This window comes from uncultured Bradyrhizobium sp. (assembly GCF_964252615.1).
GTDB lineage: Bacteria > Pseudomonadota > Alphaproteobacteria > Rhizobiales > Xanthobacteraceae > Bradyrhizobium.
Genome location: NZ_CAXUNQ010000001.1, coordinates 107,749 through 133,181, shown reverse-complemented (window position 1 = coordinate 133,181; position 25,433 = coordinate 107,749). Strand labels below are relative to the sequence as shown.

Below are 25,433 nucleotides of genomic sequence, written 5' to 3'. Positions count from 1 at the left end.
CTACCGAGAATTGCCGGCTTCCTGGGATCGCCTCTTGGCATGCTCGCGGGATCTTGAAGGGCTTTCAAACCTGATGATCAAGGTCCGTATGCGAGCCTTCGCGCATCTAAACGGCCGTTCGCGTACGAGGTGAATCCGGTTCGATTACAGGACCAGCGAGTGAATCGAACCGGAATCCGATAACAGGCGCTTATTGATTTTGAGATCGCCATAGCGACCCGGAAAAGGCCCTGCTATGGGTCGCGATGTGCCACTAAAATCTTGAAAGATTGCTGACCATCAAGATCTCCTTGACCGCATCCGGCACCAGGCGTTGAAATTTCGCGAAATGCTTCTGAACGGAAACGATTGCTTTTCCGACATGCCCGCTTTCCAGTGCAGCAATTAGTCGTGCCGTGTCGTCTGCTATGCGCGATGGCCCAGCTAGTTCGACGCTCACGACTCGAATAAGACGCGTCCGGTCGTTGAAATGCTGGATGGCTTCGACGTATTGTCGATTGTTGCCTAGACACGCTATGCTACGATAAAGCATCTCAAGAGCCTGCCCTTGGGATCGCGCAGCCTGCCGCTGATCAACGGGCATGCGGGTCTCCTGGTCCTGGACCGGTTGTCTCGTCGTTACAGAAGAAAACGCGCGAAGGTTAGCTTGAATGCTTGTTTTGAGAACGAGCGATGTAAAATCGTACAGCTCGATACTCTCATTCGGATCTATGCGCCGAACGTAGAATCCGCGGTTGCGCGTCGATCCGATCAGTTCTTCGACTTCCAGGCGCATCAGTGCTTCCCTTACAGGCGTGAGGCCGATACGCATTTGTGTTGCAAGCCCGTGAACGTAAAGATGCCGGCCTGGGCTTAGTTGCCCAGTCGTAATCATGGCTTTTAGCTTTTCGTATGCGACGTCGACCTTTTTTGTGTCGGGTGGCGTAGTCTTTTGCATGTGTTGCTCCGTTTCGCGAGGAGATCGCAATCCAAATGCAGCACAACTAACGTTTCTTTTGTATCAACGATTGTCCAGCACCAAAATAAAGCGAAATATCAAATTGTCCGTCCTTTAACTGCGATTGGCAGAATTGCGGCACCCATCGTTTTCCTGCGACAAGATGCCCGCGTTTTCACTGTCGGCGCGATGGCGAGCAGTCATTGGTGTCACGACAAATGTTGTTGCCGAGAGCGCTTGAAGCGAGATTTGGCCATTGCATTGACAGCGCGAAATCAGGACCTGTCCTTTTTGCATGCGGCGGCAAATAAGCTCGTTTATAAAATTGTATATATACAAAGTGCGATGTACGTTTTCTTCGATGCTTGTCGTTAGCTTCATCGGTTAAGAAGCCGCCAAATGCACTATCCCGCACGAGGCTAGACGAGGATATGGCACACCTGCCTCGATGATCGACTGCATAAAACATGATGCATGTCTGGCGCGAGACGTAACGGAATAGGCGTATGCGAAGGACGTACGACGTCGTTATTGTGGGAGCGGGCGTTGCCGGTGCAACCGCTGGTCTTTTATTTGCCCAGCGCGGACTTTCGACGCTCGTCGTGGACAAGAAACAAAACGGTTCGCATCATAAAGCGCTGTGCACGCATTTCGTTCAGCCGGCCGCTCGGCCGGTACTCAGGAAGCTGGCCATTGAACGCGATATCGAGCGAGCCGGCGGCGTGCCAACCAAGGCGGCGTTCTGGACATCAAGCGGCTGGATCTGGCCCGACGGCGACTATGCGATTGCGGGAAGCGATGGTTCGTTGCTTGCCTACAACATTGAAAGGCGCATTCTTGACCCGCTGCTGACGCGGCGCCTGGAGAGGGCAGCCGGCGTTACAGTTGAACTAGCGCAAACGGTGCGTTCGCCGAACCGGCTGCAGGACGGTTCCTGGATGCTCGTCCTGGAAAATGCGACAGGCGGCATTCGTGAGATCGGCGGCCGTTTCTTGGTGGCCGCCGATGGGCGAACATCTCCGGTGGCGGCGGCCCTCGGGAACGAACTCATCATGAAGAAGGAAAACCAACGCACTTGCCTGTTCGGCTATTTTGAAAATGTGAAGGCCCCCGTGGAAAACAGATCGCTTTTCCTGTTGGGAGCGCAGGAGATGGCCTTCCTTTATCCGTTAGGACGGGACCGTGCGCTGCTGGCGGCCTATGTTCCCAAAACTTCGCGGATTGTCGGCGACGAAGAGTCCAAGACGAACGCGTTAAAATCGATCTTCGCCCAATTCCCGGATTTGCCCGACCTCTCAAGCGCCCGGCTTGCATCGAGATTGTATGGGTACAGCGACTATCCAAATCTGGCGCGAAAGCCCGTCCATAACGGCGTCGCGTACATCGGCGATGCGGCCTTATCGCTGGATCCGATGAGCGGCGTCGGCTGTGCGTTTGCAATGCTGATGGCCGATATGCTGGTTGAATCCGTGGCCCCGACGATAGCGACCCAGCCCGATCGTCTGGACGCGGCATTACTGGAATACGTCGCACGCTTCAACAAGTTTTTTCCCGCGCACGCGTCTGGAATCGCCGCAGATTCGATCATCGTGAAATCAGCGGCTACTACCGATTCGGTCTACAGACGAATTACGAGAAATACGTATCTTCAACGTTTGTTTATTGCGCTTACCGGCCGCATCATTCAGCCCGAGGAGTTTCAGAAAGCATATCTCTCAATCGGCCTTGCGCAGAATCGTAGATCGGCCTGAAGGCAGCATGTCATGTCGGAAATCCTTTACCCTGAACCGGCTGTGCCCAACGTGTTCGGCGGAGCCGCTCGAAGTCAGCCCGATCGCGACGTATTCCGGTATGAGCCGCGGCGCCTGATCGCGGATCCCGTCGTTGCCGTGAACGGCTGGACGATAAAACCCTATCGCATTTCAGCGCCGGTGGGGGCCGCACGGCGCCAAGCCGACGCCTGCGAGTTTCCATTACTTTTGGGTCAAGCGCTGCGGCCTTCAGTGGATACCAATTTTCACGGTCTCGGTTTTGCCGTTCTGCATGCGGGCCGCGACGGAGTATATCTGCTGATCGGCAGATGGTACGCCGGACACAATTTGGCAAGCGATACTTATGAGATCGTGACCGAGGGAGATCCGGGCGCAGAGACGCACAAGTTCGCCAGACTGTCGCTGCACGCATGCATCTGGGAGATGGCGGTATATGGATTCGAGCGCGATGCGTGGGTCGCCACTATGATGCTGTCCGGTCAGAAACTAAATGGCGCTGCGGCGTACCTATCGTGCCGGACGGAGGGATTCGTATGATCCGTCGCGTGCAACCGGCTGATATTGAGCAGTTGGTCGAACTATGCCGTTTGCACGCGGCGTACGAAGCGGCCGAATATGCCGAGAATCATCAGGCAGAACGCCTGAAGACTGCTCTGTTCGGAAATGAGCCAGAATTGTTTGGCTGGGTTGCAGAAGGTTCCTCAGGCTTGCTTGATGGATACATGACGGCTGTTGTGGAATTCGCGACCTGGCCTGCGAAGCGTTTTATTTATATGGACTGTCTATATCTGCGGCCTGATGCGCGCGGAAGAGGTCTCGGGCGGGCCTTTATCGATGCCTTGATCAGTTTTGCGTCGAAGCGATGTATTTCGCGTTTGGAATGGCAGACACCGCCTTCCAATGAGTTGGGGATCGGATTTTATCGCCGGCTTGGCGCCGTTGACACCAGCAAGCGCCGATTTCGTCTGGATTCGGTTGATGCTCGGGAGCCCAACTGATGGCCGAAGTTCGACCCTCAAAGACTTCGTTCACCGCTACCACGTGCAGCCTCCTCGATGATCTGGCGCACGAGATTACCGAGCGTGATCGAGGTTATCTCTCCGCGTTTTCGATCTCCTTGCCTGCCGAGAAAGATATTGCCGGGCATATCCGGAGCGCGGGACACGACCCCAGCCGGCTGATGCCGATCATTCTTGACGGGAGAGATTATCTTCAGGAACGTCTGGCGTTGACCGTGGGAGCTGGAGATCCGGTGGGGTGGACTCTTGCAGAGGGCCTCATCGATATAGCGCTATCTTCGGCAGGCCTGCTCGAGCTGGTACCTGAACCTCGAGATGAACGCTTACTCGAAGTGATCATATCCGCCGACTACGATATGGTTTCGCTTCCCTCGGGCCAGCGGGCGATAGCCGCTCGCCGGCCAGGACGGCCCCTCGTGGTTGTCAGCGCGCTCGGCGTACCGCTCTCGACCTGGCGATCGTTGATCTCGGATCGAGACGGGCCGTTCCGTCCTATTTTCATCGAAACGCGATGCGGTGATTTCTATTCGGGCGGAATGCGGTCCGATGTGCCGTTGGAAACCCATGCCGAAGATGTCATTGCCGGAGTTGATCTGCTCGATATCCCATCGTTTGACCTTCTGGGATGGTGCAACGGCGGACGGATCGCTATCGAAATTGCGCGCCGCATCCCCGAGCGGATCAGAACAGTTACCCTTCTCGCGACGACAATGCGGGGAGGGCAGGGCGTCGAAGCAAGAAGTTGTCCATACGAAGACAATCTTGAAAAAGCGTTCAGGCGAATCCGGGAGAAACCCGCATCCGCCGGTCTGATGTCGAAGATGCTGAATCAACTGTTTGAAACTGTGGATTGGACTGCCATCAACGAGCCGGAAGCGCGGGCGAGCACCTTTCTTTCGCGCGCCCGTGCATCACTGTCTGCCGACCTCGGCCGGCCAATGGCAACCGGCGAGTTCCTGGCCAACTATGCGGCGCGGACCGCGGCCGATGAAAGGTTCGACCTTCGCAGCGCGGTTAAGTCGGTCTCATGTCCGATTTTGGTCGTCGTCGGAGATCGTGATGCGATCGTAGCGAACCCGCACACCATTGCTGCAACGCGCCCCGCATCCCAGGTAAAGACGGCGGCCATCCGCGGTTGCGGCCATTACGTGCCTGACCTCCAATACCGGTACTTGCGTCTGCTGCTGAGCCGCTTTTATCAGGAGCCGGCCTCTTTCGCGGTTCCGCGTGCGGCGCGATTTGGATCGGCGGACTTCCTCGATCCGCCCGAATGGCGGTGGAGCGTCGGATCGCTCGGGCGCAACGGAGTGCGCTATCCTCTCTCACAGATCTTTTCGCATGCCGCGGCCGCCTATCCCGGAAGGACGGCTGTTTGTGACGGCGAAACCGCATTCACGTTTTCTGAACTTGAGGACGGAGCAATTCGCTTTGCTCATCGATTGCTTTGCTCGGGCGTAGATGGCCGCGGCCATGTCGTCGTCCTGTCGGAAAAGCGTGCCGTGATGCCTTTGATAGCGGCGGCGATCTGGAAGGTAAACGCAACTTACGTTCCAGTAGACTCTGAAGCGCCCTCAATGCGTCTGGCGGCAATTCTGGACCAGTTGAAACCCGCGGCCATCGTCGGAAGCCAAAAAACCCTCGATCGGTTGTTCGGAAAAGGCGAGGAAACGGTTGCTGTTTGCTTGAGCTTTGAAGATGCGATCGATGATGCATTCGATCGCGCACCGATCATCGATCGAAGGCTGCCCCAGCCGGATGCAGATGAGAACCGTCCAGCTTACGTCATTTTCACCTCGGGATCGACCGGAAAGCCGAAGGGAGTAATGATCTCGCACCGCAGTCTTCTCGATTATTTTCATAATCATAATACTGTCCTGCAGTTTTCGGCGCGGTCGAGGGTGCTCTCCTTTTCACCATTTCACTTTGACGTTTCTATCGAAGATACCATTCTGCCGCTTTCCCTCGGAGCCTTTGTATTTCAGTTTAAAGGGCTGACGATCGGCGCACTCATGCGGCGTGTTCTGCAGCGCGAGCGCATCACGCACGTAATCGCCGTTTCCAGTATTCTCGCATTGCTGACCGAGACAGGTGTGCAGATTCACCCGGAGGCATACCCGGACCTGACGATGGTGATGACCGGCGCGGAGGTGTGCGACCCAAGGCTGATAGACTTATGGGTCGAGAAAATGCCGGGTGTACGGATAATTAACGCGTACGGACCGACTGAAACGACCATCGTCACCCATACCTACACGATTGAAACGCCTGAACCTGCCAGGATGACGCCATATCCGATCGGCGCCGCGCTGCCGGGCGTATCCATGCTGATCGTGGACGGCCAGACCGGGAACCAGGTTCAAGGTAACCATCCCGGTGAACTTCTGATTGGGGGATCGCAGGTCATGATCGGCTATCTCGGCGCCGAAGCGGAAACCGAGCGGGCTTGTCCGACCATTGACGGAACGCGCTATTACAGAACGGGAGATATCTGCCGGTTCGACGAGAAAGGGCGCGTGGAATTCATCGAGCGACGAGACGACATGGTGAAAATAAACGGGCGGCGCATCCATCTTGGAGAGATCCGTCATTTGACGTTGTCCATTCCGGGAGTCGACCAGGCGGCCGTAGGAACGGTTCAGGTCAACAATCGGCCGGCAATCGGCCTCGTCGTGGTGCTGAAAAACCTTGATCTCTCTCTCGCCCAACTGAGAGCGAAACTTTCACGATTTTTACCGACGTACATGATGCCGGCCGTTATCGGATCGAGAACGGCGTCGATGATCAATGCAAGCGGGAAGACCGACGAGCGTCGGCTTTTAGCGATGCTGTCGCGATCGATCGAAGCCAATGGCCTGGTTGACGGGCCTATGGACACTTCCGATACCGAGACGGAAAGTGAGAGGGTATGAAATGGAAGCATTGTCTTTTGATAGACTCGTCGAGATAGTGAGAAACTCGGTGACACGCTTGCCGGAGAACATGCGGCTGCAGGGCTCCGACGGCCTGGCCGATCTTGGGATCGACTCCATTACCACGCTCGATATCATCATGACCGCTGCCGAGGACGCGGCGCTCAATCTCGATCGAATCGAGGAGTATTCATCGCCGCCTGCGACCCTCGGAGAATTGCATCAGATGCTGATCTCGCTGGCGGAAGATCGGGCTTCGGCGTGATCAAGCCCGTCACCAGCACCGATCAGGATCTTGCGCCGGCTTTCCGGGGGATTTCGGCAATTCGGCGGCTGTCACCCGATCATTCATTTGAGGAGGCTTATCTCAATGCCGCGCAGGCGCGCACGAGGGTAAAGCGGTTTATCGAGAAATTCAGTCCGCAATGTGAAGACGGCGTCGAGGTGGTCGAGCGGTCCGCTGTAGGTCCTGTTCGTATCGTGGATGTTATTCCGACCGATCTGCCACGTGGATGCCCCCGACGCGCGGTATATGTGCATGGCGGAGGGCTGGTCTTTCACGACGTGGAAATATTTACCCCGGCCCTGATGCGTATTGCGCGCCTTTGCAACTGCATTGTAACGGCATTGGACTATCCAAAAGTGCCTGAAGTCGACCCTGTCGCCGCGGTCCAGACGGTGAACGAAGCGCTTCGTGTTGTTGTTGGATCGGCAGCAAACCAGAACGCCGGTTTCCCCGCGCTGGTAGGGGATTCGATTGGCGGCCTGATGGTGTTGGCAGCGGCCCGATGCGTGCCGGATCTTGCGGGGGCGCCGCTGTTTCTGATCTATCCGGTTCTGGATTTATCCCAGGGGCGAACGTTTCGCAGCCGAGTAATCCATAGGGAGAGCTGCTTCCTGGCGGAGGACTACATGCGCGGATTTCGCGCTATCGCCCAACGGGGGTTCGGCACGGAGGTCGATCCGCTATCGTTCGCCGCCGAGGATTTTGAAAAGTTGGGGCCCATACATATCGTCTCGGCCCGGTGCGATGTCCTGGCGGACGAAGCGGTAGCCTTCGTTGACCGGGGACGGCTCGCTGGAAAGACGATCGGTTTTACAAGCTTGCCTGGAATGCCGCACGATTTCCTCCTGTTTTCCGGCCGTGTTCCCGACGCTGCCGAGGGGCTCACGATCGTGGCAAATACTCTTTCTGGATTCTTGGACGGGATCGGAGCCCTACGATGTTAGTTCTGCAGGAAGCCGTGATGGAGAACGGGGCATCGCATAAGTTCCATGGCGGGAATAGCAAGCCCGCAGTCTCTCAGGTTTGGCAGCAGGTTCTTGAACTCGATCGTGCAATCGATGATTTGGAGAACTTTTTTGAGATTGGAGGCGACTCTGTCGCGGCAGTCCTCGTGATGCTTTCGTTGGAAGAAGAAACCGGACGCAGAGTACCGGTAAAAGTCTTCTTCAAGAATCCGAGGCTTTCGGATTTCGCGACCGCGTTCGATGCTTATGACGCCGATCAGGACGAAGATTCGGATGGCGAGGCGATCGATATCGGAGCCGATGACCGCCCCGCGAATAACGAAACGATCCCATTATCGTTTCAGCAGCGGCAGCTCTGGTTTCTTGACCAGCTTTACGGCGCTAATTCCAGCTACAATATTCCTATTGTATATCGAATCGACGGTGCCGTAGATGATGAACGCGTTCGCCTTGCCATCGACGGACTGGTTTTTCGTCACGAGGTGCTCCGCACCGTGTATGCGGCGGAAAATGGCGCACCCTATCAGGTCGTGCAGCCGCATTCGCCATTCATCCTGCAAACATCCGACCTTTCCGGTCATCCGATCGAGGAACAGGATCGCATCTGGCCACAGATAGTGGCCGACGATGTGTCGGCGCCTTTCGACCTTCGGCACGGGCCCCTCTTTCGAGCAAGATTGATCAGGATTTCGGCAACCAGGAATATTCTGGTTCTATGTACGCATCACATCGCCTTCGACGGAATGTCCGCTAATGTCTTAATCCAGGATCTTGCCCGGTTGTATGACTCGTCCGTTCACTGCGATCTTCGTCCAGTCGCGCAGTACGCGGACTACGCGGTGGCGATAAACAGGGAAATGCAAGGGGCGACAAAGCAGAAACTACTCGATTACTGGCTTGCGGTTTTGCGCGATATCCCGTCTCGAAACGATGTGCCGACCGACCGTCCCAGGCGCCAGGAGCAACGCGGTCCTGCCGAGGCCGTCGTGCGCTCATTTGCAGGAGGGCGGTTCGCCTGGCTTCAGACGCTTGCAAGATCCCACGATACCACGCTTTTCGTAGTGCTGTACGCTGCGCTGTCGCTGCTGCTTTCCCGATATACGCGACAGCGTGACGTGATAATCGGAACGCCGATGGTGAATCGAGGGCGGCCCGAACTGCTCAACATGATCGGGTTCTTTGTAAACAGCTTGGTTCTGCGCAATCACGCCGACGGCTCGCTCAAAGTGAAGGACTTCATCGCTGCAACAGCAAAATGTGTTCAGGGCGCGTTCGAACGTCAACAATTGCCTTTTGACCTTCTAGTGGAGGCGCTGCGACCGGATCGTAGTTTTGGACAGAATCCGCTTTTCGATGTGATGTTCATAATGCAACCCGGTTCGCGCGGAGGCAAAACCCTAGGTGATGCCAAACTCACCGAGCTGTCGGTCGGAAATCCCGCCGCCAAATTTGATCTTACCCTGAACTCCGTGCTTGGCGACGCTTCGCTCAGACTTGAATGGGAATTCGACACCAATCTTTATAACCGGTCCACCGTCGAGATCATCGCCGACCAATTCGAGCAGGTTTTGGAGGGATTCGGCCGCTCGATGGAGATCGCGTTGGACGACATCTGCGTGATGAGTAAACGAGAGGCCGCAAGTATTGCCGAATGGAATGATACGGCCAAGGCGTTGCGATACCCATCGATCGTCGGTGCCTTCGATGCGGTGGCGGCCCGCCGCGGTGGCGCTATCGCGATCCATTGCGACGGCGAGGATATCACCTATGCCCAGCTGCGAGAAAGATCCATCGCGCTCGGGCAACGGTTGGTTGATGCCGGCGTTCGCAGAAACGAGCCCGTCGGAATCTTTATGCCACGCGGTCCCGACGTTATTGTGGCCATGCTGGCGATTTTGAGAGGCGGAGCCGTCTACCTTCCGATCGACCCGGTCTATCCGATGTCGCGGGTAGCTTTGATCATCGACGATGCCGGGCTTCGCTTCGTCATGACAGGATTGAACGCCGATGCGAACGAATTTCCTTCGTCCGTCGAATGCATCAAGGTCGGCGCAGGGACGGTGCCTGCTACGGTCGTATCCGTACCGACCGGTCCACGCGATCCGTGTTATCTCATGTATACGTCAGGATCGACCGGTAAACCGAAAGGCGTGTTCGTTCCGCAGGAAGGCATTCTCCGGTTGGTACTCGATCCGGGATTTGTTGAACTCGGCCAGCATACGGTCATGCTGCATGCCACGTCGATCGGCTTTGACCTTTCTGCGTTTGAAATCTGGGGAGCGCTTCTGAATGGCGGCCGCCTTATCATCCACGCGGGGGTTTTCGATACCGCAGTTTTGTCCAAAACGATGCGTGAGCATCGCGTTAATACTGCATGGATGAGTGCGGGCGCTCTCGAGGTGTTTGCCGGCAGCCTGGACGGCGCGTTCCCCGACCTTCGGTGGCTGGTTGCCGGCGGCGACGTCGTTCCTCCCAAGGCGGTCGCGACGATGTACCGCGACAACCCGAACCTCCGCGTTGTCAACGGCTATGGCCCGACCGAAGCGAGTGTGCTCACAACCTGCTATGACATTCCACGCGATTTCGACGTCACGAGATCCGTCCCCATCGGACGACCTATCGTGAATTCTGTTGTCGAGGTTTGGGACATCGCCGGACGTCCTGCCGGGATCAACATTCCCGGAGAACTCGTATGTGCCGGCCCTCCGGTCGGTCTAGGTTACCATCTGCGCCCGGAACTGAATGCGGAACGCTTTCCTCCGGATCCCGATCGCCCTGGGCTGCTGCGATATCGAACCGGCGATCTCGTGTGCTGGAGAGAGGGGGGGGTTATCGAGTTTTATGGGCGGCTCGATAATCAGCTCAAGATCCGCGGATATCGCATTGAGCCGGCGGAAATAGAAAATGCTCTCCAGCGGCATCCCGCCGTCGCCCTTGGTGCGGTGACCGTTCATGGGGATGCGGCATCCACGAAATTTCTCGTCGGCTGGGTAAAGCGAAAGGATGGAGCGGTCCTCGATCTTAAAGAGGTCGAGCGCAGGCTTCATACCGAATTGCCCGAGCAGTGCAGGCCTGCGTTTCTTCGAGAGATGCCCGAGGTCCCCGTCACGGTGAACGGAAAGATCGATCGGGCCGCGCTGGCAAAATTGTTTTCGTTCGAGCGCCAGGCCGCCACGGAAAAGCAGTCGCAAACGCAGCAACGCATGAATGCGATTTGGAGCGACTTGCTTGGGATTAGCAATCAGATCGGTCTTAACGAATCATTTTTCGAACTTGGCGGCAATTCACTTCTTGCAGTACGGCTCGCCGCGCGAATGAACCAGGAGTTCGATACGGCGCTGACAGTCCGGGCTGTCTTCGAAAAGCCGAGACTTGGAGAGCTCGGTGAACTCGTCGACAGGTCTTTGACCACCAGCTCCGATCCGTCAAGTGGTCGACTGACCCGGCTCTCCCATGGCATTCGCAGCTGGCTTGCCTTTCCGGGTATTGGCGCGACATCGGCAGCGTTTCTCTCCGTCGCGAACGCAATGGCGGAGGCGAGAGCGGAAGGTGTGGTGGTCTTCGAGCCCAAGGGACTGGCTTCGGGCGAAGATCCTGAAACCGACATCGGTAAAATCGCTCGCGCGGCGGCTGAGGCCGCGGTCAAGCTTGCGGGCGATGGTCCGGCGCTGCTCATGGGGCATTCCTATGGGGGCCGAATCGCATTCGAGACGGCACGCCATCTTGAACGAATGGGTAGGCGCGTAACGCTTCTTCTGCTCGACAATTTGCCGGGCAATGATCTCGTGGACATCAGTTTTACGACGATGAGGGACACGGACGAAGCAGTAGCCGAATGGCTGCTGGGAATGATCGAAACAGCACCATCGAGACGTTCGTTGGAGCCTTTGAACGCGCTTGTGGAGACAGGGCTCATCGCGGAGAGCCAGGTACGGCGTTTTGTCTCGATCGCGCGCGCGCAGTTCCGCATTCTCCGCAGCTATCGCCCGTCGGGACCGTTGCGCAAGGCAGAGACGTTGCTCATTTATGCGCAGTCGAGCCTGATCGGGGCGCATTCGCCGGAAGCAATATCCCTGGATCTGCGCAGTTGGTGTCCCGGCGCCCGGTCGGCCGCCATTGCTGCGGATCACTATTCAATGCTGCGCGACGGCCAAAAGCTCGTCGCTGCCATGTCGTCGTTGTCGGCAGGGCGCCGTTGGGATTAGCGTCATGAGGCTGGAAACGATGAGGCTCGATCACGTCGGTTTTCTCGTGCGCAACACGGAGAAGACCGCTAACGCCCTCCTGCCGCTGTTTCCCACCATCATAGAAATGCGCCGGGCGCATTCAACACAAGGTGTCTACATTAGTTACCTGGCGTTGCCGAACAAAACGTCGACCATCGAACTTGTAGAGCCATTTCCCACCAATGCCCGTCTTCTAGAATGGCTCACGCGCGAGAATAAGGCGAGCATCCCCTATCATATCTGTCTTGCTGTCGACGACTTCGATGAAGGCTATCGCGATATGAGAAAGCAGGGATGGCTTGTTTTGACAAAGCCATTCGAGACGTTCAATCCGGATATTGCCGCCTGTCATCTGTACAAGCCGGAAGTCGGTATTATCGAGATCACAGGGGTCCGGGAGCGCCGAATTTAGTCAGATACCCCGTACCTAACCGCGTGAATGTCGCGCGATATGCCGAGGGAGTCGTACCCAGTCGTTCCCTGAAGTGATGACGCAGCGTCGCCGTCGATCCAAAGCCGCACGCGGCGGCTATGTCGTCGATCGGCAGCTCCGCATTTTCAAGCAGGGTCTGGGCGTAGGCCAGACGTTCAGCAAGCAACCATGCGCCCGGAGATAATCCGGTGGTTGCTTTGAAGCGCCGTACAAAAGTGCGCACGCTCATGCCAGCTTCGTCGGCAAGCGATTCGATCGTGTGCGACTTATTCAGCCTGGATCGCATCCGCTCGATCAAAGGTCCCAGTCGCGCGCCTTCGCGGATGGAAGGAATCGGACGCTCGATGAATTGGGCCTGGCCTCCTTCACGATGCGGCGGAACCACAAGCCTTCTAGCAACCTTGTTTGCTATCTCGCTGCCGTAGTCCCGGCGTACGATGTGAAGACAGACATCGATTCCGGCGGCAGCGCCGGCGGAGGTCAGAACGTCTCCTTCGTCGATATAGATGACGTTTGGATCGACTTCGATGTCGGGATGCGCCTCCATCAGAGCAGGAATGTGCCGCCAATGGGTGGTAGCGCGGCGTCGTTTCAGCAGACCGGCGGCCGCTAACACGAATACGCCGGAGCATATGGATACGATACGAGCGCCTCGTGAATGCGTCCTGCGGATGGCGGCGCTGGTCTCCTCCGGCACCGAGGTGGCGGGGGAGCGCCAGCCAGGCACCACGACGATGTCGGCTGTCTCGAGCAATTCCAGCCCGCCGTCCACCAAAATCCGAACACCTCCGATCGCTGATAATGGACCGCGCTCAGCAGCGCATACGGCAAAACGATACCAATCCGATCCCAGTTCCGGACGATCGAGACCGAAGACCTCGACGGCAATGCTGAATTCGAAGATGCAGAGATCCTCATATGCAAGCGCGACCACGAGGGGTCCCGTAAGTTGCGGTCTGAGTGTTGTTACGTTTGGCATGATCTTGATGTTAATCGTAGGCGTGTCCACTTTCCAGTGATTTCGGCGCAGTGCTACGACTTTGTTACGCAGTTGGAGGTTTGCACATGAAACATACAATGCCCGTCGAGAAGGCTACCAGTCGCGTTACCCAATTCCCTGCCGCCCAGCCCGAACTGGCGGCTGCCCACTTCGCAGGGCGTCTCGCATTTGAGACGGATTGCGCGGATGTTTATGATTCTCTTTCGAAGCACGTGGCCGACTTCGTTCTTTTGGATGTCAGGGGCAATTCCTCCTACCAGGAAGCGCACGTGCCGTTGGCTCTGAACCTTCCGCACGCGGAGATAACCGCAGACCGAGTAAAGCAATGGCCGGAAGATACTCTATTCGTCGTCTATTGCGCCGGACCGCACTGCAACGGTGCCGATAAGGGGGCGCTCGCGCTTTTGAGGTTGCGACGCTCGGTCAAGCTCATGATCGGCGGGATGACCGGCTGGGCTGACGAGGGGTATCCTTTTGTGAGTGGCAGCAAGCCCGGTTCGATCGATAGCACATCCTAGCCCATTAGCAGCCGAGGACCGGTCCGATGAAGAAGTACTGGCCGATTGCGCTGTACATTCCATCCACGGCCGGCGCGGCGGTTTATGCGAAGGTTAGTTTCGAAAATATCTCGCCATTCCTCGTGACCTTCGTGACCTTTGTTCTATGTTGGGCATTCTTTCTTATAATCAATCGAATGCGCCTTAGCCGGCTTGTCGAGGTTATGATCGACGAAAGGCTGAACTTCGCGAAACTGAATGTGTATACCTTTCTGTGTTGGGTGAGTATTTTCGCCTGCATCAAACTTCTTTCCGGCTCCGTCGAACTCGTGGTGTTTATGTCGGTTGTTCCTCTGTTCACGGTGTTTGCGGGGCGGGAATGGCCTTACATCGGCAGCTTGAATCGTTGGTCCGTCGTCGGAATTGCGTTCATGGCGATGGTCGTCGTCTTCGTTCACCCGCAGATGCGCGAGTACGGGACGGAACGTCAGATGCTCGGCCTGATGGTCGGTCTTGTGGCCGGGGCGTTTGCAGCCGTCTATATAATTCTGTCGGCCGAAGTGCAGAAGCGGAATGCTCTGACGTCCGTCGATCTGATCTGCTTGAGGTTGCCGCTTCTTGTCGCGGCAACATTTGTCATCAGTATCCAGGAACTCATGCAGGTTCTGTCCATGGAGTTTCTTCTCAAGGCATCGTTCTTATCATTGGTCGCCGTAGTGATACCGGCCTATACGTTGCAGCAATCGATCACAGAGATCGGCAGCATTCCGACCTCAGTGCTTATGCCTCTGGTCACGGCCGTCGCACTGGGTTTTGAATGGGGCGGAGGATTGGAGCTTTCATTGATTGGGGTTGTTGCGATTCTGGTTCAGTGCGTGGCTATCATGAAAGTTTCTCTTTCGCTTGGCGCGACCAGAAACAAAATGAAGGGACTTACGCCAACCATCGGCGGGGATCTTTCCTCAAATCTGAGGAAAACCTCATCTACCGCATCTAGGTTTTGACGCCGCGCAACGGTTTCTTCCGATAACGACCGGTCGACGATGTCTGCTCAGAAGCGCCAAGGAAACGCTCGACGCGGTATTGACAATCTTAGGGCGATGACAGGCTTGACTTAGCGTAACCATTAACGCTCGAGGTTCAGGCGTCGAAGAATTTGAAAAGCAGACTGCATGGACGCACAAAGCGTCTGAAATGGTCGAGTGTTGAGACTGGCCATCGACCCGTTCTGCCGGACGTCGCCCGGTCGTTCCATTCCCTTGATTGGCCGTTGCTCCTTTCTCGGCGATGATGTCAGCGTTGCCTGGATCGGTCGGAATCGGACCTTCTGTAACCTCGCGTCTTGCTTGCCAAAGCCCGTCCCGGGCGGCTAGAAGGACCGTCAGCCGGCGGGAGATCACGAATTCCCGCGCGCGAACTGCCGGCGGCGTCTTAAGGTTTTGAGATCGTTCAGCAATTTTTGGGGAATGGTGTAACGGTAGCACAACAGACTCTGACTCTGTTTGTCTAGGTTCGAATCCTAGTTCCCCAGCCATTTTTTATTTACCCTGGTCTTGCCGAGATCGCCGGCATCGCGACCGGGTTTGGACGTCTTGTGATTTCGTTGCGGCGGACTCACGGCCGATTTGTGGCGTGTTCTACCGGTCGTTTGGAGCGGTCCCGCGCATGAGCGTGTATTTCGAAGAGCTGGATTTTCGTCCGACGGCGATGGGCGTGCTGAGCCTGCGGCGGCGGCGGCTCTCCACCGGAATCGATGTCTATGAAATCAAGCTCGGCGACGAATTTTTGATGTCGAGCCTGTTCACGGTCGCCGAGATTGCGCTGGCGCGGATGGGATTGGCGGCGCTGCAGCGAACGGATCTCGACGTCGCCGTCGGCGGGCTCGGGCTTGGATGCACCGCGCATGCCGTCCTGGAAGATACCCGCGTATGTTCGCTCGTCGTGGTCGATGCATTGGCCGAGGTGATCGAATGGCAGGAACGCGGTCTGCTTCCGCTCGGCGAGCAACTGACGGGCGACCAGCGCTGCCGGTTGGTTCACGGCGACTTCTTCGCACTCGCGCGCTCAGCCGGCGGTCTCGATCCGCAAAACCCCGGCCGCCGTTTCGATGCGGTGCTGGTCGATATCGACCATTCGCCGCGCCATCTGCTGCATCCTCGGCACGCCGCGCTGTATGAACCCGAAGGGCTGCGGCAGCTGGCGCGACATCTGCATCCCGGCGGCGTGTTCGCGCTGTGGTCGAATGACCCTCCGGATGCCGCGTTCAAGGCGAGGCTGGCAAGCGTGTTTGCGACATCGGACGCGCAGGTCGTGACGTTCTACAATCCGCTGCAGGATCGCGACGCGAGCAACACCGTCTACGTCGCGGTCAAGGCCAGCTTGCCCCTGTGAACCGGGCATGCAATGCTGATCATGCCAAACAAAAGTGAGCAGCGGGCGTTTTAAGCCCGGCGCATCCGGGCCCAAGAGCCCGGCATCGGGTAGGAACGTTTCGGAGAAATCAAAATGAAATTCACCTACGTCGCCGGGCTGCTTTGTGCCGCCTCGATTTCCGCCGTGCTCGCGGGGCCGGCGGCGGCGCAGAACACCGTCAAGATCGGCGGCATCTATCCGCTGAGCGGCAACGCCGCCAGCGCCGGCGTGCACGGCAAGGCCGCAATCGAAACCGCGGTGGACATCATCAACAATGCCCATCCCGAACTCGGCGATCTGCCGCTGGCGAAGAATGCCGGCCTGACCGGCCTCGGCGGCGCCAAGGTCGAGGTGGTGTTCGCCGATAACCAGGGCAGTCCCGCGGTCGGCCAGAACCAGGCGCTTCGGCTGATCACCGAGGAAAAGGTGGTCGCGCTCAGCGGCGCCTACCAGTCCGGCATCACGCTGACGACCAGCGCCATCTCCGAAAAATACGGCATCCCCTATGTCAACGGCGAGTCGGTCGCCGCCAACCTGACCGAGCGCGGCTTCAAATGGTTTTTCCGGGTCACGCCCGTCGCGGCCGATTTCGCCAGGATCTACCTCGACTTTCTCAAGGACATGAAGGCCAGCGGCGTCAAGACCGATAGCGTCGCGATCGTCCACGAAAACACCGAATACGGCACCTCGGTGGCGAGCGTCATCACCAGCGTCTTCAAGGACAACGGCCTCGGCATCACGCTGGATATTCCGTATTCCGCCAACACCACCGACGTGCAAAGCCAGGTGCTTCAGCTCAAGGACAAGAAGCCGGACGTCGTCATCATGGTCAGCTATACGTCCGACGCGATCCTGTATGCCAAGACCATGCAGGCGCTCGACTACAAGCCGCCGATGTTGATCGCGGACAATTCCGGTTTTTCCGATCCGTCCTTCATCAAGGCGGTGGGCAAGATCGCGCAAGGCGTGTTCAACCGGTCGTCTTTCGCGATCGGACCTCCGGGATCGCCGTCGTTCCTGATCAACGAGATGTACAAGAAACGCAGCGGCGACGATCTCGACGACACCTCGGCGCGCCAGATGCAGGGATTCCTGGTTCTCTGCGATGCGATCGACCGCGCCAAGTCGACCGAGCCGGACAGGATTCAGGCGGCGCTGAAGGCCACCGATCTGAAGCCGGACCAGTTGATCATGGGTTACAAGGGCGTCAAGTTCGACGACAAGGGCCAGAACGTGCTTGCCGCCGGCCTGGTGATCCAGTTGCAGGACGGCGAGAATTACGTCGCGGTGTGGCCGAGGAACCAGGCCAAGACCGCCCCCGCGCTGCCCTACAAGGGCTGGTGACAGACCGGGGGCGGACGTCAGGTCCATCCCGTGATCTCGTCATGCCCGAAAAATTCAACAAGCGGACCTAACTCTCACCTGCGGCCGGCATGTCTTCCATCCTCGTTCAGGTGATCGTCGGCGGCCTGTTGCTCGGCGCGGTCTATGCGCTGTTTTCCTCAGGCCTCACCCTGATCTGGGGCATGATGAACATCGTCAACTTCGCCCATGGCGATTTCGTCATGCTCGGCATGTATGTGGCGTTCGTGGTATGGACGCTGTTCGGCGCGGGTCCCATCATCGGCGCGCCGGCCGCAGCGCTGGTGCTGGCGACGCTGGGCATCGTCGTCTATTTCGGACTGATCCGCAGCGTGATGAAAGGTCCGATGCTGGCGCAGATCCTCGGCACCTTCGGGCTCGCGCTGTTGCTGCGCTACTCGGTGTTCTGGGGGTTCGGCGCCAACTTCATGTCGCTGCCGGAAAATATCGTCGGCGGCACCTTCGACGTGATGGGCATCCGCATCCAGGCGTCGCGGCTGCTGGCCGGCGTGGTGGCGTTGCTGGTGACGCTCGGGCTGCATGTGCTGCTGACCCGCACCTCGCTGGGATCGAAGATGCTGGCGGTGGCGGAGGATTCCACCGCGGCGCAACTGATGGGCATTCGTCCCGACACCATGCAGGCGATCGCCTGGGCCATCGCCGCCGCTGCGACCGGAATCGCAGGGGCGCTGATCGCGACCTTCTTCTACGTCGCGCCGACGGTCGGGGAGACGCTCGGCATCGTCGCCTTCGTCACGGTATCGCTGGGCGGATTCGGCAGCGTGCCCGGCGCGCTGGTCGCAGGCTTGCTGATCGGCGTCATCGAGTCGGTGTCGGCCTATTGGATCGGCGCCGTCTACAAGGACATCGTGGTGTACGCGCTGTTCCTGTGTTTTCTCTGGTTCCGGCCGCAAGGTTTGATGGGCAAGACCTGATGGGCAAGACCTGATGGGCAAGACCTGATGGGCAAGACCTGATGGACATGACGTGATGCGGCGTTTTCTGTGGCCCTCGGTGGCGCTTGCGCTGGTGATCGCGTATCCGCTGCTGTTCTCGACGCCGTTTCAGCAGCGGCTCGGCGCGCTGATTCTGCTGTATGCGATCGCGGCGTCGGCGTGGAATATCGTCGGCGGCTATGCCGGCCAGGTATCGGTAGGGCACGTGGTGTTCTTCGGATGCGGCGCCTATGCATCGATGGCGGCGTATTCGCATTTCGCGCTGCCGCCGCTGGTTGGTGTTCCCGCCGGCATCGTCGCCAGCGTGCTGATCGCCGCTGTGATCGGCGTGCCGACGCTGCGTCTGTCCGGCCACTATTTCAGCATGGCGACCATCGCCGTCGCCGAACTCGTGCGCCTGATCGTCACCAACACCAATTATCTCGGCGCCGCCGTTGGCCTCAGCGGCCCGACGGTGCCGCGCAGCGCGCTCGATCTCTCCTTCACCTCGGCGCTGCCATATTATTATCTGTTCCTCGTCGTGCTGATGATCACGCTGGCGATCACCTGGCGGATGGCCAACAGCCGGATGGGTTTTTATCTCCGCGCCATCAAGGACTCCGAGCGCGCGGCGCGTTCGCTCGGCGCGCCGGCGAGCCGCACCAAGCTCTACGCCTTCATGCTGAGCGCCGGCCTTACCAGCGTCGCCGGCGCGCTCTATGCGATGATGTTCGGATTCGTCGATCCGGAGTCCGGGCTCGGCATTTTGATCTCGGTGAAGATGCTGATCATGGCGGCATTGGGCGGCGCCGGCCTGCTGTTCGGGCCGTTGATCGGAGCTGCGATCCTGGTGCCGCTGGAGGAGATTTCCAACAACCTGCTCGGCGGCAAGGGCGCCGGCCTGACCTTCGTGGTGTACGGCGCGATCATCGTGTTGATCGCGCGCTTTCAGCCCGGCGGCATTCTCACGCTGATCAAGCGGCTCTGGGCCCGGCGCGGCAAGACGCCGGACGTCGCAACGGAAGGCGCGACGCATGCTCCTTGAAGCCCGCGATGTGACAAAGGCCTTCGGCAGCTTCAAGGCCGTCGACAAAGCCTCGGTGACGCTGCTGCCCGGCGAAATCCTCGGCCTGATCGGGCCCAATGGCGCAGGCAAATCCACGCTGTTCAACTGCCTGACCGGCGATCTGTTGTCGACTTCCGGCAAGGTTTTGCTGAATGACGTGGACATCACCGATCTGACGCCGGAAGCCCGCGCCCATCTCGGCCTCGCCCGCACCTTCCAGGTGCCGCAGACGTTCGAAGGCATGTCGGTGCTCGAGAATGTCATGATCGGGGCATTTCTGCGAACGCCGCACCGGTCGGAGGCTGAAGCCAGGGCCCGCGCGGTGCTGGAGCGCGTCGGCATGAGCCGCTTGGCCGGCGCGCCGGCGAAATCGCTGGGAACACCGGGCCGCAAGCGGCTGGAGATCGCACGCGCGCTCGCCACCGAACCGAAGATCCTGCTGCTCGATGAGGCGATGGCGGGTCTGACGCAGCGCGAGGTGCAGCTTGCCATCGATCTGGTCCGCGACATCCATCGCTCCGGCATCGCGCTGGTCATCGTCGAGCACATCATGGAAGTCATCATGTCGCTCGCGACCCGCGTGGTGGTGTTTCACCAGGGCCGCGAGATTGCGCGCGGCAGTCCGCGCGACGTCACCGCCGATCCCGCGGTGATCGCGGCCTATCTCGGCACCCGCGCCGCCAGGGCCGCCGCCGGCCACACTCCCGTCGCGCTGATGGGTGGGCCGGCCACATGAGCGCGCCGCTGCTCGAGATCCGGCATCTCGAAGTGCGCTACGGCGACCTCATCGGCGTCTCGGATGTATCGCTGCAAGTGCCCGAGGGCAGCGTGGTGGCGCTGCTCGGCTCCAATGGCGGCGGCAAGACAACGACGCTCAACGCCGTTGCGGGTTTGATTCCGGTGCATTCGGGATCGATCGTCTTTCGCGGCGAGGCGATCGCGGGACAGAGCGCATTCGCAATCGTCCGCAAGGGCCTTGCGCTGTCGCCGGAAGGCTGGCGGCTGTTCGTGCAGCAAAGCGTCGAGAACAACCTCAGGCTCGGCGCCACGCCGCTGCGCGACAGATCGCGCACCGCCGTGCTGCTCGAGCGCGTCTACGACATCTTTCCGAAACTCGCCGAGCGGCGCAGCCAGCGCGCCGGCACCATGTCCGGCGGCGAGCGCCAGATGCTGGCGGTCGGCCGTGCCTTGATGAGCGATCCGAAACTGTTGATGCTGGACGAGCCCTCGCTGGGCCTTGCGCCGACCGTGGTGGAGTCGATGTACGAGACGTTTGGGCGGCTGCACAAGCAGGGACTGACCATCCTGCTCGCCGAGCAGTCGATCGAGCTGGCGCTGGAAGTTTCGGATTTCGCCACCGTGCTGCAGGTGGGGAAAAGCGTGCTGTCCGGCACCGCCGCCGACCTTACCAATGATCCGCAGGTGCAGAAGGTGTATCTGGGGACGGGGTGAATCGGCGCGGTCTACATCATGCCCGGCATAAGGCCGGGCAGCGCGCTCAACGTCATGGCCGGGCTTGTCCCGGCCATCCACGTCTTTGCTCAGAAAGAAAGACGTGGATGCCCGGCACAAGGCCGGGCATGACGGCGAGATGTGTGCATCCAGTAGGGCTTGACCCGGCGATCCATCCGCTTCGAAACGACTCTTCCGAAGATGGATGGATACGCGGGTCAAGCCCGCGTATGACAAGATGTGTGAATCCAGGAGAGTTATTATCTTTTCATGGCGACGCTTTCTCCTGCGCCGGCTGTCGTATATGAAAGAATCGCTACCGCGATGGGCCAATGGTTCCTGCGAGCGGTTGCGGACTGACATTCGATCGGCGCAAGCGCGGACGCGCGTTCAATCAGGACATGGCATGGAAAACAGATCACCAGCGTCGCGACCCGGCGCGGCGATGCGGCGCAGGCATTTTCCGGCTGTGGCGACGCTCGCGGCGATTGCCGCACTGACGGCGCTGACATCAGGCGTCGCGGCGAGACCGGCGCGCCCCGCGCCGATCCCTGAGGCGATGGCTCCGCGCGAGGCAGGCGAGCCCATCATGGCGATCGTGTCGATCAAGACCCAGCACGTCACGTTCTACGATGCCGACGGCTGGATCCTGCGCGCTCCGGTGTCGACCGGCACCGCGGAACGCGAGACGCCGGCCGGCATCTTCGCCGTTGTCGAGAAGGACAAGGACCACCATTCGAGCATGTATGACGACGCCTGGATGCCGAACATGCAGCGCATCACCTGGAACGGGGTCGCGCTGCATGGCGGGCCGCTGCCGGGATATGCGGCCTCGCACGGCTGCGTGCGGATGCCCTATGGCTTTGCCGAGAAGCTGTTCGACAAGACATGGATCGGGATGCGCGTGATCATCTCCCCGAACGACGCCGAGCCGGTCGCGTTCTCACATCCGGCGTTGCCGATGCCGAAGGCGGAGGCCATCGCGGCCGCACCGGCCAGGGCCGAGGCGCTCGCCCGTGAGGCCGAGGAGGCCGCCAGAACCGCCGACGAGACGAGGAAGGCCGCGGCGTCCGCGGCGCGCGAGACGACCTCGCTGACGGCGTCGCTGCGCAAACTGCAAGCGCTCAAGACCCGCGCCGACGCCGAACGCGCGACCGCCGAGAAGGTGCTGGCCGGCGCGAGAACGGACGAGGCCAAAGCGGGGGCCGGGGAGCGGAAGCAGACCGCCGCCGCCAGGGCTACCGACGCGGAGACGCAGCTCGACACCGCCAAAGCCGAGGCGGCGTCGAAGTTCGCCGCCGCCGCTGCCGCAAAGGAAGCCGTCAAGACGGCCCAGACCAGGAAGGCCGACACCGCCAGGGCGGCAAGCGAGGCGAAGCTCGCGCTCGAGCCGTTTTCGATCTTCATCAGTCGCGCGACGCAGAAGCTTTACGTACGGCGCAACACGCACAGGCCGGCGCCGGACGGGGGCGGCGAGGTGTTCGATGCAACCATCGAGGTTCCGGTCACGATCCGCGATCCCGACCGGCCGATCGGTACGCATGTGTTCACCGCCGCGGCCCGCAACGATGCGGGGCTGCGCTGGACCGCGGTCACGATCGACCACGCAGACGGCGCGAGCGGCGCGCTCGACCGCGTCACCTTCCCCCTGGAGGTGCTCGATCGCGTGGCGCTGACCGCGCTGCCGCGATCCTCGATCGTCATATCGGACGAGCCGCTGAGCCGCGAGACCAACTACCGAACCGAGTTCGTTGCGGTGCTGAGCAACCAGCCCCAGGGCGGCTTTATCACGCGCAAGCCTACGGTCAATGTCGAGGTCGCAAGCGACGCCGGCTTCGGCTTCGGCTCGTTCTTTCAGCGCGGTTGGGACTCCCAAGGCAACCAGCTCGGCGATCCGCGCCGGCGTGGTGGCCAGATCTATCAGCAGGTGCAACCGCGCACCTTTCAAGTGCAACCGGGTTGGTGAAGAGGTCGCCGCCGTCCGCACGACCGCCAAATCTGCGAACGGAACAAAATAGCATCCGTAGCTCTTGCCTTGCGTCCGCATCTGCGATCAGAACCTGCTGCATCGCAAACGCGCTGGAATTGCACCCCCGATCGGCATTAGATGCTGGGGACATGAGGATCAAGCATGGATGTATTGGCGAGAAACAACGTCCATGTGAGTGGACGGGGTGACCGGGGCATGGTGTTCGCCCACGGTTTCGGCTGCGATCAGAACATGTGGCGTTTCGTCGCGCCGGAGTTCGAGAACGACTTCAAGGTCGTGCTTTTCGACCACGTCGGTGCCGGTGGATCGGACTTGGCGGCCTACGACCGGGCCAAATATTCGACGCTTCACGGCTATGCCGAAGACCTCGTGGAGATCGGCCGTGAGCTCAAGTTGAAGGACGCCGTCTTCGTCGGTCATTCGGTCAGTGCGATGATCGGCGTGCTGGCTTCATTGCAGGCGCCCGACCTGTTCGGCCGCATGGTGCTGGTCGGCCCGTCCCCCCGATACATCGACGACGGCGAATATGTCGGCGGCTTCAGCGAAAAACAGATCGCGGAACTGCTCGAATTCCTGGAGGACAACCATATGGGCTGGTCCGCCGCCATGGCACCTTCCATCATGGGCAATCCGGCTCGGCCCGAACTCGGCGAGGAACTGACCAACAGCTTCTGCCGGACCGACCCGGAGATCGCCAAGGCTTTCGCGCGCGTCACCTTCACCTCGGATAACAGAAGCGATCTTGCCAAGGTCAAGGTTCCAACCCTGATCCTTCAATGCAGCGAGGACATCATCGCCTCCGAGGAAGTTGGAAGGTTCGTCCGCAGCAGGATTCCGGGCAGCGAGATCGTCTTCCTCAAGGCCACCGGGCACTGTCCGAACCTGAGCGCGCCCGCGGAGGTCGTCTCGGCCATTCGGGCATATGTCTGAGACGGCCGGCGAGTACCGCGATCTGTTCGAGAACGCCCCTTGCGGCTACCTCACGATCGGACCGGACGGGCGCATAGTGAAGGTCAACGCCACGCTCGCAGCCTGGACGGGATTTGCGCCCGACAAATTCGTCGGCGGCCGTCTTCATCAATTCCTGAACATGGCGGGCCGTATCTACTACGAAACCCACATCGCGCCGCTGCTGCGAATGCAGGGTTTCTTCCACGAGTTCGCGCTGGACTTCGAAACCGCCGCCGGCGAGCGGCTGCCGGTGATCGCCAACGCCGCCGAACGCCGCGGTCCCGATGGCGGGGTCCTGTTCACGGCGCTGGTCGTCATCAAGGCGGCCGACCGGCGGCGCTACGAACGCCAATTGATTGCTTCGAGATCGGAGCTTCAGCAGGGACTTGCCAGCGAGCGGGAGACCGCCGAACTGCGCGAACAGTTTATCGCCGTCCTGGGCCATGACCTGCGCAATCCGCTCGCGGCAATCGGCGCCGGCGCGGGAATCCTGCAGCGCTCAGCCGCGCTGCAGGGTGAAAGGGAACTTCGCGTCATCGACATGATCAACACTACCGTCGCCCGCATGGCGGACCTGATCGACAACGTTCTGGATTTCGCGCGCGGACGGCTGGGCGGAGGCATCACCTTGAGCCGCGACGCGGACCGACCGCTGAAACCGGTCCTCGAGCAGGTCGTCGACGAATTACGCACGGCCTCGCCCCGGCGCGTGATCGAAACCAGTTTTGACATAACGGATAACATCGACTGCGACCGCACGCGGATCGGACAACTGGCGTCGAATCTGATCGGCAACGCTCTCACGCACGGAGCGCCTGACCAGCCGGTGCGCGTGGGAGCGAAAACCGTAGGCGGCAAATTCGAACTCTGGGTCGCAAACGCCGGTGAACCACTTCCGGCGGCGGCGATGGCGAAGCTGTTCGAACCGTTTTTTCGTGGCGAGGTGCGGCGCAGCCGTCAGGGCCTCGGCCTCGGACTTCATATCGCCTCGCAGATCGCGCGGGCGCATGGCGGCAGGATTGACGTGACGTCCGAACCGGATGAAACCCGCTTCATTTTCACGATGCCTCTCCATCCGCTCGAGGCTTTGCCGCTGCGGCAAACCAGCACTTGAGCGTGATATCAGGTCGCAATGCATCATTGCGAGGCGACGAAGCGATCCGGTCTGCCCTGCGGCTCTGGATTGCTTCGCGGACCCGGTCATCGGGCCGGCGAAGCCGG

The 25,433-nt window shown here is 59.6% G+C and carries 21 protein-coding genes and 1 tRNA gene; 20 read left to right on the top strand and 2 right to left on the bottom strand.

Going from position 1 to position 25,433, the window contains the following annotated elements; genetic code table 11:
* Positions 1-253: 253 nt before the first annotated feature.
* Complete coding sequence (locus tag ACFE72_RS00600) at positions 254-937, bottom strand: GntR family transcriptional regulator (RefSeq protein WP_375411102.1); 684 nt, start codon at positions 935-937, stop codon at positions 254-256.
* Between the two features lie 506 nt (positions 938-1,443).
* Between ACFE72_RS00600 and ACFE72_RS00595 the strand changes: the two genes are divergently transcribed.
* The 8 genes from ACFE72_RS00595 to ACFE72_RS00560 are packed head-to-tail and all read left to right on the top strand — an operon-like array spanning position 1,444 to position 12,526.
* Complete coding sequence (locus tag ACFE72_RS00595; RefSeq protein WP_375411101.1) at positions 1,444-2,688, top strand: NAD(P)/FAD-dependent oxidoreductase; 1,245 nt, start codon at positions 1,444-1,446, stop codon at positions 2,686-2,688.
* Between the two features lie 12 nt (positions 2,689-2,700).
* On the top strand, positions 2,701-3,246 hold the full coding sequence (locus ACFE72_RS00590; protein ID WP_375411100.1) for a hypothetical protein: 546 nt from the start codon (positions 2,701-2,703) through the stop codon (positions 3,244-3,246).
* The gene (locus ACFE72_RS00585) at positions 3,243-3,707 is read left to right on the top strand and encodes a GNAT family N-acetyltransferase (protein WP_375411099.1); all 465 of its coding nucleotides are present in this window, start codon (positions 3,243-3,245) and stop codon (positions 3,705-3,707) included. The genes ACFE72_RS00590 and ACFE72_RS00585 overlap by 4 nt, the downstream gene beginning before the upstream one ends.
* A complete protein-coding gene (locus tag ACFE72_RS00580; RefSeq protein WP_375411098.1) occupies positions 3,707-6,637 on the top strand; it encodes an amino acid adenylation domain-containing protein in 2,931 nt (976 codons plus the stop codon). The genes ACFE72_RS00585 and ACFE72_RS00580 overlap by 1 nt, the downstream gene beginning before the upstream one ends.
* A gap of 49 nt (positions 6,638-6,686) precedes the next feature.
* Positions 6,687-6,902 (top strand): hypothetical protein, encoded by a 216-nt coding sequence (locus ACFE72_RS00575; RefSeq protein ID WP_375411097.1) that lies wholly within the window; start codon positions 6,687-6,689, stop codon positions 6,900-6,902.
* Positions 6,899-7,867, top strand: coding sequence for an alpha/beta hydrolase fold domain-containing protein (locus ACFE72_RS00570; protein ID WP_375411096.1), 969 nt, complete (start codon positions 6,899-6,901; stop codon positions 7,865-7,867). The genes ACFE72_RS00575 and ACFE72_RS00570 overlap by 4 nt, the downstream gene beginning before the upstream one ends.
* Entirely contained in the window at positions 7,861-12,093 is a 4,233-nt protein-coding gene (locus ACFE72_RS00565) for an amino acid adenylation domain-containing protein (RefSeq protein WP_375411095.1), read from the top strand. The genes ACFE72_RS00570 and ACFE72_RS00565 overlap by 7 nt, the downstream gene beginning before the upstream one ends.
* Positions 12,094-12,097: 4 nt before the next feature.
* Entirely contained in the window at positions 12,098-12,526 is a 429-nt protein-coding gene (locus ACFE72_RS00560; protein ID WP_375411094.1) for a VOC family protein, read from the top strand.
* On the opposite strand, the gene ftrA is transcribed toward ACFE72_RS00560, so the two are convergent.
* A complete protein-coding gene (gene ftrA, locus ACFE72_RS00555; protein ID WP_375411234.1) occupies positions 12,498-13,526 on the bottom strand; it encodes a transcriptional regulator FtrA in 1,029 nt (342 codons plus the stop codon). The genes ACFE72_RS00560 and ftrA overlap by 29 nt on opposite strands.
* Before the next feature lie 98 nt (positions 13,527-13,624).
* On the opposite strand from ftrA, the gene ACFE72_RS00550 reads away from it, so the two are divergent.
* The 12 genes from ACFE72_RS00550 to ACFE72_RS00495 all read left to right on the top strand — a co-directional run bounded on the left by ACFE72_RS00550 (position 13,625) and on the right by ACFE72_RS00495 (position 25,326).
* Positions 13,625-14,065 (top strand): rhodanese-like domain-containing protein, encoded by a 441-nt coding sequence (locus ACFE72_RS00550; RefSeq protein ID WP_375411093.1) that lies wholly within the window; start codon positions 13,625-13,627, stop codon positions 14,063-14,065.
* A 26-nt stretch (positions 14,066-14,091) separates the two neighbouring features.
* Positions 14,092-15,048 (top strand): hypothetical protein, encoded by a 957-nt coding sequence (locus tag ACFE72_RS00545; RefSeq protein ID WP_375411092.1) that lies wholly within the window; start codon positions 14,092-14,094, stop codon positions 15,046-15,048.
* A gap of 456 nt (positions 15,049-15,504) precedes the next feature.
* A tRNA-Gln gene (locus ACFE72_RS00540) sits at positions 15,505-15,578 on the top strand.
* Positions 15,579-15,709: 131 nt separating this feature from the next.
* A complete protein-coding gene (locus ACFE72_RS00535; RefSeq protein WP_375411091.1) occupies positions 15,710-16,435 on the top strand; it encodes a spermidine synthase in 726 nt (241 codons plus the stop codon).
* A 114-nt stretch (positions 16,436-16,549) separates the two neighbouring features.
* Entirely contained in the window at positions 16,550-17,800 is a 1,251-nt protein-coding gene (locus tag ACFE72_RS00530; protein WP_375411090.1) for an ABC transporter substrate-binding protein, read from the top strand.
* Positions 17,801-17,889: 89 nt separating this feature from the next.
* Complete coding sequence (locus tag ACFE72_RS00525; RefSeq protein ID WP_375411089.1) at positions 17,890-18,753, top strand: branched-chain amino acid ABC transporter permease; 864 nt, start codon at positions 17,890-17,892, stop codon at positions 18,751-18,753.
* 55 nt (positions 18,754-18,808) lie between these two features.
* Positions 18,809-19,798 carry a branched-chain amino acid ABC transporter permease gene (locus tag ACFE72_RS00520; protein WP_375411088.1) on the top strand — a complete coding sequence of 330 codons (990 nt, stop codon included), beginning with the start codon at positions 18,809-18,811 and terminating at the stop codon, positions 19,796-19,798.
* Entirely contained in the window at positions 19,788-20,555 is a 768-nt protein-coding gene (locus ACFE72_RS00515) for an ABC transporter ATP-binding protein (protein WP_375411087.1), read from the top strand. The genes ACFE72_RS00520 and ACFE72_RS00515 overlap by 11 nt, the downstream gene beginning before the upstream one ends.
* The gene (locus tag ACFE72_RS00510; RefSeq protein ID WP_375411086.1) at positions 20,552-21,271 is read left to right on the top strand and encodes an ABC transporter ATP-binding protein; all 720 of its coding nucleotides are present in this window, start codon (positions 20,552-20,554) and stop codon (positions 21,269-21,271) included. The genes ACFE72_RS00515 and ACFE72_RS00510 overlap by 4 nt, the downstream gene beginning before the upstream one ends.
* A gap of 406 nt (positions 21,272-21,677) precedes the next feature.
* On the top strand, positions 21,678-23,237 hold the full coding sequence (locus ACFE72_RS00505; RefSeq protein ID WP_375411085.1) for a L,D-transpeptidase: 1,560 nt from the start codon (positions 21,678-21,680) through the stop codon (positions 23,235-23,237).
* A gap of 165 nt (positions 23,238-23,402) precedes the next feature.
* Positions 23,403-24,191, top strand: coding sequence for an alpha/beta fold hydrolase (locus tag ACFE72_RS00500; RefSeq protein WP_375411084.1), 789 nt, complete (start codon positions 23,403-23,405; stop codon positions 24,189-24,191).
* Positions 24,184-25,326 (top strand): ATP-binding protein, encoded by a 1,143-nt coding sequence (locus ACFE72_RS00495; RefSeq protein ID WP_375411083.1) that lies wholly within the window; start codon positions 24,184-24,186, stop codon positions 25,324-25,326. Before ACFE72_RS00500 ends, ACFE72_RS00495 begins: the two co-directional genes overlap by 8 nt.
* Positions 25,327-25,433 lie beyond the last annotated feature (107 nt).

Excerpts from the sequence above, each read along its gene's own strand:
- ACFE72_RS00500 (WP_375411084.1), top strand. The coding sequence starts at position 23,403 with ATGGATGTATTGGCGAGAAACAACGTCCATGTGAGTGGACGGGGTGAC.
- ACFE72_RS00515 (WP_375411087.1), top strand. The coding sequence starts at position 19,788 with ATGCTCCTTGAAGCCCGCGATGTGACAAAGGCCTTCGGCAGCTTCAAG.
- ACFE72_RS00580 (WP_375411098.1), top strand. The coding sequence starts at position 3,707 with ATGGCCGAAGTTCGACCCTCAAAGACTTCGTTCACCGCTACCACGTGC.
- ACFE72_RS00590 (WP_375411100.1), top strand. The coding sequence starts at position 2,701 with ATGTCGGAAATCCTTTACCCTGAACCGGCTGTGCCCAACGTGTTCGGC.
- ACFE72_RS00525 (WP_375411089.1), top strand. The coding sequence starts at position 17,890 with ATGTCTTCCATCCTCGTTCAGGTGATCGTCGGCGGCCTGTTGCTCGGC.
- ACFE72_RS00495 (WP_375411083.1), top strand. The coding sequence starts at position 24,184 with ATGTCTGAGACGGCCGGCGAGTACCGCGATCTGTTCGAGAACGCCCCT.
- ACFE72_RS00565 (WP_375411095.1), top strand. The coding sequence starts at position 7,861 with ATGTTAGTTCTGCAGGAAGCCGTGATGGAGAACGGGGCATCGCATAAG.
- ACFE72_RS00545 (WP_375411092.1), top strand. The coding sequence starts at position 14,092 with ATGAAGAAGTACTGGCCGATTGCGCTGTACATTCCATCCACGGCCGGC.
- ACFE72_RS00510 (WP_375411086.1), top strand. The coding sequence starts at position 20,552 with ATGAGCGCGCCGCTGCTCGAGATCCGGCATCTCGAAGTGCGCTACGGC.
- ACFE72_RS00600 (WP_375411102.1), bottom strand. The coding sequence starts at position 937 with ATGCAAAAGACTACGCCACCCGACACAAAAAAGGTCGACGTCGCATAC.
- ftrA (WP_375411234.1), bottom strand. The coding sequence starts at position 13,526 with ATGCCAAACGTAACAACACTCAGACCGCAACTTACGGGACCCCTCGTG.
- ACFE72_RS00535 (WP_375411091.1), top strand. The coding sequence starts at position 15,710 with ATGAGCGTGTATTTCGAAGAGCTGGATTTTCGTCCGACGGCGATGGGC.
- ACFE72_RS00520 (WP_375411088.1), top strand. The coding sequence starts at position 18,809 with ATGCGGCGTTTTCTGTGGCCCTCGGTGGCGCTTGCGCTGGTGATCGCG.
- ACFE72_RS00560 (WP_375411094.1), top strand. The coding sequence starts at position 12,098 with ATGAGGCTGGAAACGATGAGGCTCGATCACGTCGGTTTTCTCGTGCGC.
- ACFE72_RS00585 (WP_375411099.1), top strand. The coding sequence starts at position 3,243 with ATGATCCGTCGCGTGCAACCGGCTGATATTGAGCAGTTGGTCGAACTA.
- ACFE72_RS00595 (WP_375411101.1), top strand. The coding sequence starts at position 1,444 with ATGCGAAGGACGTACGACGTCGTTATTGTGGGAGCGGGCGTTGCCGGT.
- ACFE72_RS00550 (WP_375411093.1), top strand. The coding sequence starts at position 13,625 with ATGCCCGTCGAGAAGGCTACCAGTCGCGTTACCCAATTCCCTGCCGCC.
- ACFE72_RS00530 (WP_375411090.1), top strand. The coding sequence starts at position 16,550 with ATGAAATTCACCTACGTCGCCGGGCTGCTTTGTGCCGCCTCGATTTCC.
- ACFE72_RS00505 (WP_375411085.1), top strand. The coding sequence starts at position 21,678 with ATGGAAAACAGATCACCAGCGTCGCGACCCGGCGCGGCGATGCGGCGC.